This window comes from Flavobacterium maritimum (assembly GCF_040049085.1).
Lineage (GTDB): Bacteria > Bacteroidota > Bacteroidia > Flavobacteriales > Flavobacteriaceae > Flavobacterium > Flavobacterium maritimum.
Window position 1 is genome coordinate 813437 of the sequence record NZ_JBDLZY010000001.1, and the last position, 14911, is coordinate 828347.

At 35.9% G+C, this 14911-nt stretch carries 8 protein-coding genes and 1 pseudogene; all 9 read right to left on the reverse strand.

The genetic code is table 11. The features are described from left to right. Positions 1–50: 50 nt before the first annotated feature. Complete coding sequence (locus tag ABEB23_RS03690) at positions 51–2459, reverse strand: alpha-ketoacid dehydrogenase subunit alpha/beta (protein WP_348811023.1); 2409 nt, start codon at positions 2457–2459, stop codon at positions 51–53. Between the two features lie 187 nt (positions 2460–2646). After that, positions 2647–5475: a gluzincin family metallopeptidase gene (locus ABEB23_RS03695; RefSeq protein WP_438861665.1), complete on the reverse strand. Its 2829-nt coding sequence runs from the start codon at positions 5473–5475 to the stop codon at positions 2647–2649. 114 nt (positions 5476–5589) lie between these two features. Continuing rightward, a complete protein-coding gene (locus tag ABEB23_RS03700) occupies positions 5590–6318 on the reverse strand; it encodes an LOG family protein (RefSeq protein WP_348811024.1) in 729 nt (242 codons plus the stop codon). A 141-nt stretch (positions 6319–6459) separates the two neighbouring features. Beyond that, the gene (gene uvrA / locus ABEB23_RS03705; protein ID WP_348811025.1) at positions 6460–9291 is read right to left on the reverse strand and encodes an excinuclease ABC subunit UvrA; all 2832 of its coding nucleotides are present in this window, start codon (positions 9289–9291) and stop codon (positions 6460–6462) included. 101 nt (positions 9292–9392) lie between these two features. Continuing rightward, positions 9393–9853 (reverse strand): annotated as a pseudogene (locus tag ABEB23_RS18330) (Fic family protein); the annotation flags it as partial. Positions 9854–9902: 49 nt separating this feature from the next. Further along, positions 9903–11687, reverse strand: coding sequence for a chloride channel protein (locus ABEB23_RS03720; protein WP_348811027.1), 1785 nt, complete (start codon positions 11685–11687; stop codon positions 9903–9905). A gap of 42 nt (positions 11688–11729) precedes the next feature. Beyond that, complete coding sequence (locus ABEB23_RS03725; RefSeq protein WP_348811028.1) at positions 11730–12398, reverse strand: DNA alkylation repair protein; 669 nt, start codon at positions 12396–12398, stop codon at positions 11730–11732. A 21-nt stretch (positions 12399–12419) separates the two neighbouring features. Further along, positions 12420–14102, reverse strand: coding sequence for a gamma-glutamyltransferase (ggt, locus tag ABEB23_RS03730; RefSeq protein ID WP_348811029.1), 1683 nt, complete (start codon positions 14100–14102; stop codon positions 12420–12422). Next, positions 14099–14683 carry an acyl carrier protein phosphodiesterase gene (locus ABEB23_RS03735; protein WP_348811030.1) on the reverse strand — a complete coding sequence of 195 codons (585 nt, stop codon included), beginning with the start codon at positions 14681–14683 and terminating at the stop codon, positions 14099–14101. Before ABEB23_RS03735 ends, ggt begins: the two co-directional genes overlap by 4 nt. Positions 14684–14911: the final 228 nt, after the last annotated feature.

Sequence of the window (14911 nt, forward strand, 5' to 3'; positions counted from 1 at the left end):
AAAGCCAGACAAAAATAATTTTATCTGGCTTTTTAATGATTTAAAATTTTCTAATATAAATCAGGGAATTTGGAAGGATTCACCTCATTCATCATGCTATATACTTTTTCGAAAATATCTTCAGCAGAGGGTTTTGAAAAATAATCCCCATCCGTTCCATAAGCAGGTCTGTGCGCTTTTGAAGTTAATGTTTGTGGTTTACTGTCCAAATAATTATAACCATCCTGTTGCTCGATGATTTGTTGTAAAATATATGCAGAAGCTCCACCCGGAACGTCTTCATCTATTACTAAAAGACGATTCGTTTTAGCAATACTTTTCACAATGTCATGGTTGATATCAAATGGAAGTAAAGACTGTAAATCGATAATTTCACAATCAATACCGATTTCAAGAAGCTCTTTGGCAGCTTGTTCAACCAATCGTAATGTAGAACCATAAGAAACCAAGGTGATATCTGAGCCTTCTTTTAAGGTTTCAACGACTCCAATTGGAGTTTTGAATTCACCATAGTTCAACGGCATCTTTTCTTTCAATCGGTAACCGTTCAAGCATTCTACTACAAGTGCAGGCTCATCGCATTCCAAAAGTGCATTATAGAATCCGGCAGCTTGTGTCATGTTTCTTGGAACCAACACATGAATACCTCTTACGGCATTGATTATCATTCCCATTGGTGAACCGGAATGCCAAATACCTTCTAAGCGGTGGCCACGGGTACGTATAATAAGCGGTGCTTTTTGTTTTCCAACTGTTCTGTATTGTAGGGTCGCCAAATCATCACTCATGATTTGAATTGCATACAATAAATAATCTAGATATTGAATTTCTGCAATAGGGCGCAGGCCTCGTAATGCCATTCCGATTCCTTGTCCTAGAATAGTTGCTTCACGAATTCCCACATCGGCAACACGTAGTTCACCGTATTTTTCTTGCATGCCTTCCAAACCTTGGTTAACATCTCCAATATTTCCTGCATCTTCACCAAATACTAGAGTTTCTGGGTATTTCGTAAAAATGGCATCAAAATTATCACGCAAAATCATACGTCCATCAGTATCTTCTTTAGCGTCTTCTGAATATTCCGGTAAAACTTTCTTTACCGAAAATACATTCGAATCGGACTCAGAAAACAAATTACTGCTAAACCTGCGTTGCGTTTTATTGGTGTAATCGGTAATCCATTGCGATAATTCATTTTGCCCATTATCATTGATTAGCAGTCGTAAAACTTTACGTGCAGTAACCAATATTTCTTTTTTCAATGGATCTTTTATAGCATTTAATTTAGCAGTATGCTGTAAAATTAAATCTTTACTCTTGCTGGTTTCTGCGATTTTTTCTAACAATGAAACAAGCTCTTTTTGCTCCTCAACTATAGGTTCAATAAAAGCTTTCCATGCAGCTTTTTTACCTTCAAGAACTTCTTTTTTTGCTGCAGCATCTATTTCGTCAATTTCCTCCGGAGAAGCGATATTAATAGCAATCATCCATAATTTCATCTGACGGATACAATCAAAGTCTTTTTCCCAAGCCAGTCGGGCAGCATTTTTATATCTTTCATGTGAACCTGAACTGGAATGTCCTTGAGGTTGTGTTAATTGGTTGACATGAATTAAAACAGGAATATGATTTTCACGGGCGATATCAGCCGCTTTTTCATAAGTAGCAACTAAATCGACGTAATCCCATCCTTTTACGGTAAGGATTTCAAAACCATTAGTTCCTTCTTCTCTTTGGTATCCTTTTAGGATTTCAGAAATACTTTCTTTAGTCGTCTGATATTTGGCATGAACAGAAATTCCGTATTCGTCGTCCCAAACACTCATAACCATTGGTACTTGTAAAACTCCTGCTGCATTGATGGTTTCAAAGAAAACACCTTCAGAAGTGCTTGCGTTTCCGATAGTTCCCCATGCAATTTCATTTCCTTCAATAGAAAAATTAGATGCATTTTTTATACCTGAAACATTTCTATATATTTTTGATGCTTGTGCAAGTCCCAATAAACGAGGCATTTGTCCTGCGGTTGGAGAGATGTCAGCACTAGAGTTTTTTTGTTCAGTAAGATTTTTCCAAGATCCGTCTTCATTTAAACTGTGTGTCACAAAATGACCTCCCATTTGTCTTCCTGCAGACATTGGGTCTTTCTCAATATCAGTATGACCATACAATCCGGCGAAAAATTGCTCTATGGTCAATTTTCCAATAGCCATCATAAATGTCTGATCGCGATAATAGCCGGAACGGAAATCACCGTTTTTGAAGGATTTTGCCATGGCTAGTTGCGGTACTTCTTTGCCATCGCCAAAAATTCCAAATTTTGCCTTTCCAGTTAATACTTCCTTACGCCCCAGCAGACTGCATTCTCTGCTTGTTATAGCGATTTTATAGTCATTTAATACTTCGGATTTGAAGTCTTCAAATGTCAATGTAGAATTTATTTGTTCTTTTATCATAATTGAAAAGTATCACTTAATGCGGCAAATTTACTTAAAAACTGGCTATTTTCATAATTCATTGAAGAAAATATAATTTTATTATTTATAACGAATGTAAAAAAAATACTGTCTTTTTTTTAATTAAATTTAATTTTTATGGATTTTACTGAGAATAATTTAATAAAAATAGGTGATTTGTTGTCGATTAAAACCATTTTCTAGTGAAAAGATTGATTAATGTTTTAGGTGCCAAAGTAATCACAAACCGTACTTTTTCACTGTAATTACTTTGAGAAATTTCCCACCCGTTATTAGAATATACTGGTAAAAACAATTCAAAATAGTCTGTAACTAAATTTAAACGGATTCCGCTATCATAAACAAAATGTTTATTTTGATGCATATTCTTTAATAAACCAAGATCACCATATACTTCGACCCAATTCCAAATATTAAAACTGGCGTTCACAGTAGTAAGCCATTGATTCGCATAAGGCGTACTTAATTTTGATTTAAAACCACCCTCAGCTTGAATGTATTGTTGACTAAAAAAACCGCTGTCTTCTGATCTTCCATAATAATTGTAATCAAAAAGGTAATCTGTTGGTCTGTCCAGCGCAAAACTGAAATAATCAGAATCAGTATCGTTATACAGGAATGCTCCTGCATAAAATCTTAAATTAAGTTGACGGTTACTCTCAAATAGTTTTCTAAATTCTATCTCAGTTGATACTTTTCCAAACTGACTTGAAATTTGTAAATCAGGTACAAAGTTGAAATGATTGGTAGCCTCGGTTCTAGTATTGAAATATTTGATATTAAAAACAGAATAATTTTCTTCGGAATTGTCAACAACAATAGCGCTTTCTTCCCTCTGTACAATTACCTGACGTGCAAAGATCACTTGTTTTCGGTTGTCCCTGAAGTCGTCTCCGCGAATACGTAATTGCACCATAGGATTTATTCTCAGATAAGCGGCGTCGGGGGCATAATGAAAGTAGGATCCCGAAATAGAATATTTTACGTTATATAAATGACTTTTTCTGTAATCTGTATTATAGATAAAGGCACCAGATCCCGACAAATTTTTTGATTTTATAGAATAGGCGGGGTTCAAGTCAAAAATGAAGGGCTTGTCTAAAATGGTTCTGTTGTAAAATCTCATTCCTGGCGCAATTCCATCATAATAATTATAACTTATTATTGGCACATATAAAATCTGGTTGTAATATGGATCCTCTAAATCCTTGAAGAAAGTAAATTTCAGCGGTCGGTTATTTGGAAAAAAACCTTCCAATTTTTTCCAATTATTTCTTAAATTGAATTCAGGTACTTCGTTTTTGTAATTTAGAATAATTTTATCGGCATTTTTTCTGGCGAATGTAAAAGTGCTGTCGCAAGCATCGATATCAAGCCATTCTTTAAAAACTATTTTCCCTTTTTTGGTTCCATATATAGGAATAGGAACCGGGATTTCGGTTTTGTTGATAATCGAAAAAGTAATGCTGTCTTTTGTTTTGGAAACGCTGGCGAATTTATAATCAATGATTTCCCTTGAATTGATAATAGTGTTAAAAAACCAGTTGATGTCTTTAGAAGAATTTGATTGTAACAGTGTTTCAAATTCGTTTCGGGAAACCTGTTTTTCCATGTTTAAGGCGTAAAACTGGCGGATACTGTTCGGGACGGTGTTGTTTTGCAAGTAATCATCCAAAAATCGGATGCTTAAACCCGCACGATATTTACTGGCAATTTGTTCGTTAAATTTGATTAACGAGTTTTTAGGGTATTCTAATGGCTGGTCAAGGTTTTTTCGTGCCATAAGCATATAAAAATAGCTGTACTGCTCATTAAAATCGATATTGGTCAAATTATAACCTTTCAGCAATCCAATAGTTGAGGCGCTACCCAGCATTTTACTGTCCGGATGGTACTCGTCCATATATTTCATCATAGTATATATCTGAATACCGTCATAAACCCAGTTGTCTTTTCTCGGGTCCAAACGCAGGCTTTTTTTAAGGTATGTATTTAAATAGGTTTTCAGAAACTTAATTTCGTACATGAATTCATCCGAAAAAGGACTGATAAAAGAGGGCAGTTGATTCAAGCCATAAAATGGGTTTCGGTTATAATCGGCTTGTGAAACGAGGATTTTTTCATGCGGATATTCCCCAATCAAATTTGTTGTAAAATTTACGATTCGGTCAATGACAATCGCTTTTTGAATATCGTTCAATCTGCTGCTTTTCATGTCAGTAAGAACTTCATGATGATCGTTCTTATAGCTGTAAAAACTGAGTTTTGGTTCTATGAAAAGACTGAAATCAGTTCTATTGTGTCCATTTAATTTATAAATCAAAAACTTGTCGTCTTGTGTTTTAGAATCAGTATTTAGATCGGTTATAACCTCAAGATATTTTGGAATTTTTATGTCAATATCAAAATCAGAAATTGCATTGGCAAAATCATCCAAATTGTAATTGCTGTATCTGGCAAATTCATGATTTTCAAAACGGGCAGGAGTAAGGAACCAATTTTTAAGGTTCATACCGCCGGTGTCAGTATAGCCATATTCAGTAAACCTGTCGCTTGGGACTTTGGTTACGTAGGTAAGAGACAAGGTTATTTTTTCGTTTGGCGCCAGTTTTTCCCTTAATTCCACTTCGATAAAATCAGGATTTTTTTCGGTTCTTTCCCAGCTAAGAAATAGTTTGTGGGGGCCAATGATGGTAAGGTTTTCTGTGCTTCCGCGTTCTCTGTCTTTGGCTAAATGAAAACCTTTGTAAAACTCATCCGAAAAACGTTTGGCCAGAGGAGAGTTCTTTTCAGAATAGGCATTATTCCAATCATTCAAAACAATCGAACGCAAGGTATCGTCCGACTGATTGAAAAAAGTGATTTCTTGCTGAATGTTAAGTGTTTTAGTAACTAAATTGGCCTCAACAGATAATTGAGAATGATGTTGTGAAAACAGCTTTACAGGGGCAAAAAAAACAAGAATGGATACCGCTATTTTACAGATTGATTTCAATAGTTTTTAGAATTTTAAAACGTAAACCAATATACGGATTTTTACCTACAAAAAGAAGGGTAAATCTATTAAAATAGTAGTAGTGTCCGAATTATTTTTAAGCCCCGATTACTGCTAAAAATTAGGGGTTAAATCATATTTTTTGTAGAATTTGTCTAAAACGTCAACTACTTCATCTTCAGTATCAACTATTTTAAATAAATCCAAATCTTCGGCACTTACGGTATGTTCTTTTTCTACCAAAACGGTCTTTATCCATTCTACCAATCCGGACCAAAAACTGGATCCTACCAATATAATCGGGAATTTTCCAATTTTCTTGGTCTGAATCAAAGTCATGGCCTCAAACAATTCATCCATAGTTCCAAAACCGCCCGGCATAACAACAAAACCTTGCGAGTATTTGACAAACATCACTTTTCGAACAAAAAAGTAATCAAAATTCAGGTTTTTATCGCGGTCAATATACGGATTGTAATGCTGCTCAAATGGTAATTCAATGTTTAAACCAACGGAGGTTCCACCACCAAGATGGGCTCCTTTATTTCCGGCTTCCATAATCCCTGGGCCACCGCCGGTAATTATACCGTAACCGGCTTTACTGATTTTATAAGCAATTTTTTCGGCAAGCAAATAATATGGGTCAGTAGGTTTTGTTCTGGCCGATCCAAAAATAGTAACACAAGGACCAATACGTCCCATGTTTTCATAACCATTAACAAACTCAGACATAATCTTGAAAATCGCCCAACTATCATTGGTTCTGATCTCGTTCCAGGTTTTACGTTTCAGTTTGTCTTGAATTACTTTATCTTCATCATTATCAAAATCTTCTAATCTCATAATCTTTTATTTTGGGAGCTATTCCAGCTATCCGCTTGTATCTTTCTACGGTGAAGAAAAATCACCATACAAAGGGGCTAGGGCATCCCGTTTTCAATTTAATTTTTTATTTTCAATTCATCTTTATCAAGGATGTTTTGACTAAGATAACTCTTTTTTCAAAAACTGCGCAGTGTAGCTTTTTTTAATTTTTATGATTTCTTCAGGAGTTCCTTTGGCAATAAGTTGTCCGCCACCTTTTCCGCCTTCCGGACCAATATCGATAATATAATCGGCCAGTTTGATGACATCCATATTGTGTTCAATAATCAAAATCGTATTTCCTTTGTCAACCAGTTTGTTAATCACATCCATCAACACCCGAATGTCCTCAAAGTGCAATCCTGTTGTGGGTTCGTCAAGGATATAAAATGTGTTTCCGGTATCTTTCTTGGATAATTCTCCGGCCAGTTTGATACGCTGTGCTTCACCACCGGACAGCGTGGTGCTCTGTTGTCCCAGCGTGATATAACCCAAACCTACATCCTGAATCGTTTTTACTTTTCGGTAAATTTTTGGTATATTTTCAAAAAACGGAACCGCCTCATCTACCGTCATATCCAGTACATCCGAAATGGATTTTCCTTTATAGCGGATTTCCAATGTTTCTCTGTTGAAACGTTTTCCTTGACAGGTCTCACATTCCACATACACATCGGGTAGAAAGTTCATTTCTATCGTACGTACACCCGAACCTTCGCAGGTTTCGCAACGCCCGCCTTTTACGTTAAAACTGAAACGTCCTGCTTTATATCCCCGAATCATGCTTTCGGAAGTCATCGTAAACAGATTTCTGATTTCCGTAAAAACTTCAGTATAGGTTGCTGGATTTGAACGCGGTGTTCTTCCAATTGGACTTTGATCAATATCAATCACTTTATCGATATGCTCCAATCCTTCAATTTTTTTGTATGGTTGCGGTTTTTTGACACCATTGAAATAATAGGCATTCAAAATAGGGTAAAGCGTCTCGTTAATTAAGGTTGATTTTCCGCTTCCTGAAACACCAGTCACACAAATCATTTTACCCAAAGGCAATTCTATCGAAACGTTTTTCAGGTTATTTCCGGTTGCTCCAGTCAGTTTTAGGAATTTTCCGTTGCCTTCACGTCTTTTTGATGGAACTTCAATTTTCATTTCTCCGTTAAGGAATTGTGCGGTGATAGTATTTGAAGCGAGGATTTCGGCAGGCGTTCCTTCACTGATGATTTCACCACCGTATTTCCCGGCTTTCGGACCAATATCAATCACATAATCGGCACGTTCAATCATATCTTTATCGTGCTCCACCACAATCACTGAATTTCCAATATCGCGCAATTGCTCTAAAGAATGAATCAGTTTCTCATTATCTCTTTGGTGTAAACCAATACTCGGTTCATCCAGAATATATAAAACACCGACCAATTGTGAACCAATTTGCGTCGCTAATCGGATACGCTGTGCTTCACCACCGGAAAGGGATTTAGAACTTCGGCTTAAAGCCAAATAGTTCAAACCAACATTCATCAGGAAGTTCAATCGGTCTTTAATTTCTTTGATAACCTCAGTCGCAATTCGTTTTTGTTTATCGGATAAATGATGGTCTAGGTCTTGAAACCATTTGGTCAAATCTGAAATATCCATATCACACAATTCGGCAATATTCTTTTCATTAATTTTGAAGAATAAAGCTTCTTTTTTCAAACGGGAACCTTCACAAACAGGACATTTTACCTCGTCCATGAATTCTTTTGCCCAACGTTTTATTGTGGTGGATCCGCTTTCGTCATGTTGGTTTTTGATAAAATGCGAAATCCCTTCAAAATCAATTTTATATTCGCGGGAAACCCCCAAGTCTTTAGAATTGACAACGAATTTCTCTTTTCCGCCATTCAAAATCATTTCCATTGCTTCTTCCGAAATGGTTTCTACGGGGTCAGTCAATTTAAATCCGTATTTCTCACCTATAATTTCTAATTGCTTAAAAATCCAAGATGATTTATATTCGCCCAAAGGTGCAAATCCACCACTTTTTATAGACAGTTTAGGATTAGGGATGATCTTTTTGGTATTGATCTCATTGATAGTTCCTAAACCGTTGCAATGCTCACAAGCTCCTTTTGGGGAGTTAAAAGAAAACAAATTCGGTTCCGGATTCTGATACGAAATTCCTGTAGTTGGACACATCAAATTTCTACTGAAATAGCGTACTTCATTGGTGTCTTGATCCAGAATCATCAAAACATTTTCACCATGATGCATGGCTGTATTAATGCTTTCGGATAATCTTTTTTGATTGTCAGGAGTATCTTCGACTAGCATTCTGTCGACAACAATTTCGATGTCGTGGGTTTTGTACCGATCTAGTTTCATTCCGGAAACCAAATCCTGAATATCGCCATTAACACGAACTTTCAAAAATCCCTGTTTGGTTATTTGCTGGAAAAGTTCGGCATAATGTCCTTTTCGGGCGCGAATAATCGGTGCCAAAATATTGATGCGTTTTCCTGTAAAATCCTGAATAATTAAATCTTTGATTTGTTCGTCAGAATAAGAAACCATTTTTTCTCCAGTATTATAACTATAGGCATCGGCACCACGGGCATAAAGCAAACGCAGGAAATCATAAATCTCGGTAATAGTTCCCACCGTCGAGCGTGGGCTTTTGCTGGTTGTTTTTTGTTCAATCGCAATTACAGGCGAAAGACCATCAATTTTATCCACATCGGGACGTTCCAGTCCACCAAGAAATTGTCGTGCATAAGCAGAAAAAGTTTCCACATAACGACGCTGTCCTTCTGCATAAATGGTGTCAAAAGCTAATGAGGATTTGCCGGAACCCGAAAGTCCGGTAATCACCACCAGTTTTTCACGGGGAATCGAAACATCTATGTTTTTTAGATTGTGAACGCGAGCACCTTGAACTTCAATCGTATTGTCTGTATCTAGCATAATTTTTGCAAAAAAGCAAAGTTACCATTTTGATTGCTACTTTTGATAGAACAGGATAGAAGATTGTGTTAAAATGGGATATAAAAAAACGCTAATTGGAGTTAGCGTTTTCTTTTTCGGGTTGCCATGTAACTTCGACGGCTTCTCTGGTGGTTAGCCAGTTCCTGCCTTCTTTGTAGGCATCAATTTTGCCCGTTCTGGCCAATAAACTGATGTATTACTGACCATAAGGCATATTTGGTTCTTGTACGAGATTTGAAATTTCTACATATTCTTTGTCATTACCTGGTAGAGCATTAATGTAAATATTCAAAGTGCGCTCTAATGATTGACACATCAACAGTGTTAATTTTTGATAATTGCCACCATTAGCCTGATTTAATGCTTCATAGTATTTCTTTCTGTCATTTTTCAAGATTATGGCAGGTGGAAAACCGCAACGCATCAGTAATAAATTCATAGCCAAACGAACCGTACGACCATTCCCATCAAAGAAAGGATGTATCCAAACTAATTTATGGTGAAAGACGGTTGCTAACTCAATATCGTTGAGCTGTAAAGGAATTGTTGTTATCGGATATTTAAAAAATTAAATCTATCCGATATTAAAATTATTCTATCGTCATTGATTTTAGCTTACTTCGATAGGCTTCGAGCGCCGTAGATTTAGAAATGAAGCCGTAGTATTTGTCGTTTTTAAGTACGGGTAAGAAAGCTTTTCTTGATTTTTCGAACTTATTCATAACCATTTCCATACTGTCCTCCGGAAAAATAATTTCTGCTGGGGCTGTCATTACTTCTTTGACTAATGTATATTTTACCCTGTAAGTATTGAATATTATTTCCCGAATATCATTAAAATGCACAATACCCAATAATTCATTTGCAGAATTGACTACAGCAAAAATTACCTGATTGGAATGGGAAATCAAATCAACTAGCTTTTCGAGATTTTCATTTGGTGTAACCGTTAAATAATCGGTTTGAATAATTGAATTGGTATCTAATGTAGAAAGGATATTAGTGTCTTTATTGCTCGTAAATGCATGTCCTTTTTTCGCTAGATTTTTTACGTCCATTGAATGTTTTTCGAATCGTTTTGAAATAGCAAAACTGATAGAAGCAACAATCATTAATGGAATCATTAAGTTGTAGCCACCTGTAATTTCGGCAATAAGGAAAATAGCTGTCAGAGGAGCATGAAACAAGCCACTTAAAATTCCAGCCATCCCAACTAGGGTGAAATTGCTTACCGGTAATTTTGTGATTCCGGTTAAATTAAAAAATTTAGAAAAGAAAAAACCAGCATAGGATCCAAGAAACATAGAAGGAGCAAAGTTTCCTCCGTTTCCTCCACTTCCCAGAGTAATTCCAGTTGCAAAAACTTTGACCATCATAGTTAAACCAACAAATATCAATAAGGCCCAACTGTTATTACGAAATCCACTAAATAGGGTGTTTTCCAGTAATTTTCCGGGATCATCGTCGGATAAGGTTTTGATGCTTTCATAACCCTCTCCAAAAAGTGTTGGAAAAATAAAAATTAGAATCGCCAAAATCGAAGCGCCAAAGAGTGCTTTTTTATAGGGAGAAAGTTTAAGTCGGGAAAAAAAATGTTCAACTCGCCCAAAATTTCTGGAATAATAAACGGAAATAAATCCCGTAAATAACCCTAAAAACACATAAAAAGGAATATTATGATAATCAAAAGTTTGCTGTTGTTTGAACGACAATAAAATAGTCTCGTCTAAAACAATTACCGAAACCAAAGCGCCGGTTGCAGCAGCAATCATAATCGGCGTGAAAGCCGCTATACTAACATCAACCAATAAAACTTCAATGGCAAACAAAACTCCGGCAATAGGAGCATTAAACGCAGCGGCAATACCGGCAGCGACACCGCAGCCAATTAACAAAGTCCGGTCTTTATAGGATAGTTTATATTTTTGACCATAATTAGAACCAAAAGCGGCACCCGTAATTACAATAGGACTTTCTAAACCTGCAGAACCTCCTAAGCCAACGGTCAGGGAACTGGTTACGATTTGGGCATACATTTGTTTTCGAGGAATAATACTCGCTTTTTTTGCAACAGCATATAAAATTTGTGAAGTTCCTTTTTGGATTGTTCCTCCTAAAAATCTTTTGACAACAAAAACAGTAAGTAGAATACCAATTATCGGTAAAATACCATTAATGAATCCTAGCTTTAAAATACCGCTGACATAAGTTGCAAACAAAAAGACCCAGTGTGCAAAAGCTTTAAGAACAATTACCGCAAAAGCCACTGAAATACCTACTAAAACTGCTGATAAAAATATAAACTGTTTTGCCGTTATTTTGGTTTGCGACCAGGCAATGATGCTTTCTAATTGGGATGTGAACTTTTTGAACATTATAATTTTTTAAAGGGGTGCAAAATTAGTATTATTTTAAGCTCAACTAATATTTTTTAATGCTTCTTTTTTACTTAAAACTTTTAAATCGGTATTAAGAACAAAGTTTCGAACTGCTACGGGATTTGTTTTTGCATATTCGCGTAAGGACCAGCCAATTGCTTTTTGAATAAAAAATTCCGTTGAGGATTTGTGTTTCTCACAGATTGCTTTTAGTAAATCAAAATCGGTTTTTTCTTTGTATCCCAATTGAAATAAAATAGCACTTCTGTTAAGCCACATATTTTCCGAATTGGAGAAATGATTAATGACGCTAACAGTTTCTGTTGGAAATTCTAATAAATATTCCCCTAAAATAAATTTAGCAATCGTATCCACACTATCCCACCAGGAATTAGTGATAATTAGTTTTTCAATGAGATGAATATCTTCTTTGATGTAATTTTTTTTGAGGGTTTTCATTAAAACCTCTATCGCACAATAGTGAAGTTCACGTTCTTGCTTAGCGTATAATTCTTCGGCAATTGCTCTAGCATTTGTGGAAACTTCATTTTCATTATTCTTCCAGATTTCTTTAAAAACATGTCTTCTGTCATCGGTTTTAATTCCAAAAAAAGGAAAATTATTTTTCATGTATTTTGCCATGGCAAAAGCATTCTCGGTGTTTTGTTTTTTCCTGAAGGCGGTTTCTAATTCAAGTATAAATGTCATAAGTTTTTAGTTCAAATCTTTTTAAAAACCGGCTGCTTTATCGTCTCCTCTAAAATCTGCACCACCCTCCAGTTCCTGATTTGGTAAAACCAAAATCGCATCTACTTTTCCTATAACGGGCGTAGTTTTCTCATTGATAAGATATCCTTTGGCTTTCAATGTTTCAATTGTTTTAGCTTCGAAAGTATTCGGCTCAAAAGTGATCAAGTCCGGCAGCCATTGGTGATGAAAACGTGGAGCGTTTACCGCATCCTGCATGCTCATGTTGTATTCGTAAACATTTAATATAGTTTGCAATACAGATGTAATAATGGTAGAGCCTCCCGGTGAGCCTACAACCATAAATAATTTTCCGTTTTTTTCTACAATTGTTGGAGTCATTGAACTCAGCATCCTTTTTTCGGGAGCAATGCTGTTGGCTTCATTTCCTACCAATCCAAACATATTGGGTTCACCCGGTTTGGCACTGAAGTCATCCATTTCGTTGTTTAGAAAAAATCCCAGTTCATCACAATAGTATTTGGATCCGAATCCGTCATTGATTGTAGTCGTAGCAGCAACGGCATTACCAAATTGATCTACAATAGAATAATGGGTGGTTTCTGTACTTTCGTTATATTTTACTTTTCCTTCTTTAATATCCGATGATAAAGTGGCTTTTTCAAAAGTAAAATTTGACATCCTTTGCTTCAGATAGACATCATTCATTAACTCTTTTAAAGGAATTTTTACAAAATCAGGATCACCTAAATAAACACTTCTGTCGGCATAAGCTCTTCTTTCGGCTTCTACTATTACTTGAATGGCTTCTGGGGAATTATGTCCCATTTTAGATAAATCATAAGGTGCTATCATTTTCATGATTTCGGCTAAACAAATTCCGCCACTACTTGGTGGAGCCATAGAAATTATTTTTAAATCCTTATAGTTGAAATCTAAAGGCGTTCTCCATTTTGCTTCATATTTTGCCAAATCTTTCAAGGTAATGATACCGCCATTTTTTTTCAGATATTGGACTAATATTTTAGCTGTTTTTCCTTTGTAAAATTCATCTCTGCCGTTTTTGGAAATCCTTTTTAAAGTTTCGGCTAATTCAGGATATTTGATCGTATCGTTTTGTTTGTAAACAGTGGCAAATTTTGTTTTCTCTCCATTTGCTTTTATAATCACATCCCTGTAATCATGCAATCGTTGTTCTTGTTTTTGGGTGACAATAACACCTTTTTCCGCCAATGCGATTACTGGTTTCATAATTTCGGACATCGGCAAGGAACCGTATTTTTTATGTACTGCAAATACTCCCGCAATAGTGCCGGGAACACCAATTGCAAGAGATGTTTCGGTGCTTTTTCCTTTCACGACATTTTTATCTTTGTCCAAAAACATATCTTTGGTTGCTGCCAATGGAGCTTTTTCACGATAATCCAAAGACCCGACTTCCCCATTTGCTTTTCGGAATACCATGAAACCGCCGCCGCCAATGTTTCCGGCATAAGGATAGGCTACAGCCAAAGCCAATTCAGTGGCAACCATTGCATCAAATGCATTACCGCCTTTTTTCATGATTTCGACACCTATTTTGGAGGCTTCTTCACGAGCTGAAACGACCATAGCTTTTTGTGCAACCAAACCGGTTTGCGATATTGCGATGTTGGCCGACAAACAAATAAAAGCGCAAACGAGACTTAGGATTATTTTTCTCATAACTGGGTTAATTTTTCTAATGAAATGGTTTGTAAATCTTCAAAAAAAGCAGTGAATTCGGCTTCAAAGTCCGAATAGAATTCTAAAAGTTCATTGGTAGCAAAACGCATTTTTGATTGCTGATTGGTGCGGCTGTCCATCTGTGTAAGAATTCGCTTGATTCCCTCCACCGTTTGATAGCTGACTAGCCAATTGTGTTGAATCATGTAAGGCATCAAACCTTGGGTTCGGGACGTTAGTATGTCACGATTTTGATGTAAGGATTGATAAAATCGCTCCACATATTCTTCGAGTTTTTCTGGCGAATAAGTGTTCCAATTTTTGGCTAAAAAATGATCATAAAAAACATCTACAATTACACCGGCATAATGATGGTAATTTTTGTGTAAACGTTTTGTACTTTGTCTAAAAATAGGATGCGCGTCAGTATAAGTATCAATGGTTCGATGCAGAAGAATTCCTTTTTGAATCTCGTACGGGAAATTTTCATACTGCTTCCCCCGAATTCCATCAGCCATAAAATTGCCGATTTTAACCAAATCGTTATCACCAGAAAGATAGATATGTGCTAGGAAGTTCATTTTTTATTAAGTTGCTAAGATTCTTAGAAACTGAGATTCTAAGTTTGTTTTCGTAAATGTATAAACTTTTAATTGACCATACATTAGTTCAAAATAAAAAATTGAGGCAAAAGTTTCACTATCGAATTCTTAGAGCCATTCTTTTTAGTTAATGAATTTAAAAAAAAACTTAGAAACTTAGCACCTCAGAAACTCAGCAACTTTTTTATATTTGTAACAAATAACCAT

Bases quoted from the DNA above. Each gene is read 5' to 3' on its own strand.
- ggt (WP_348811029.1), bottom strand. From the start codon at position 14,102: ATGAGAAAAATAATCCTAAGTCTCGTTTGCGCTTTTATTTGTTTGTCG.
- ABEB23_RS03725 (WP_348811028.1), bottom strand. From the start codon at position 12,398: ATGACATTTATACTTGAATTAGAAACCGCCTTCAGGAAAAAACAAAAC.
- ABEB23_RS03735 (WP_348811030.1), bottom strand. From the start codon at position 14,683: ATGAACTTCCTAGCACATATCTATCTTTCTGGTGATAACGATTTGGTT.
- ABEB23_RS03700 (WP_348811024.1), bottom strand. From the start codon at position 6,318: ATGAGATTAGAAGATTTTGATAATGATGAAGATAAAGTAATTCAAGAC.
- uvrA (WP_348811025.1), bottom strand. From the start codon at position 9,291: ATGCTAGATACAGACAATACGATTGAAGTTCAAGGTGCTCGCGTTCAC.
- ABEB23_RS03690 (WP_348811023.1), bottom strand. From the start codon at position 2,459: ATGATAAAAGAACAAATAAATTCTACATTGACATTTGAAGACTTCAAA.
- ABEB23_RS03720 (WP_348811027.1), bottom strand. From the start codon at position 11,687: ATGTTCAAAAAGTTCACATCCCAATTAGAAAGCATCATTGCCTGGTCG.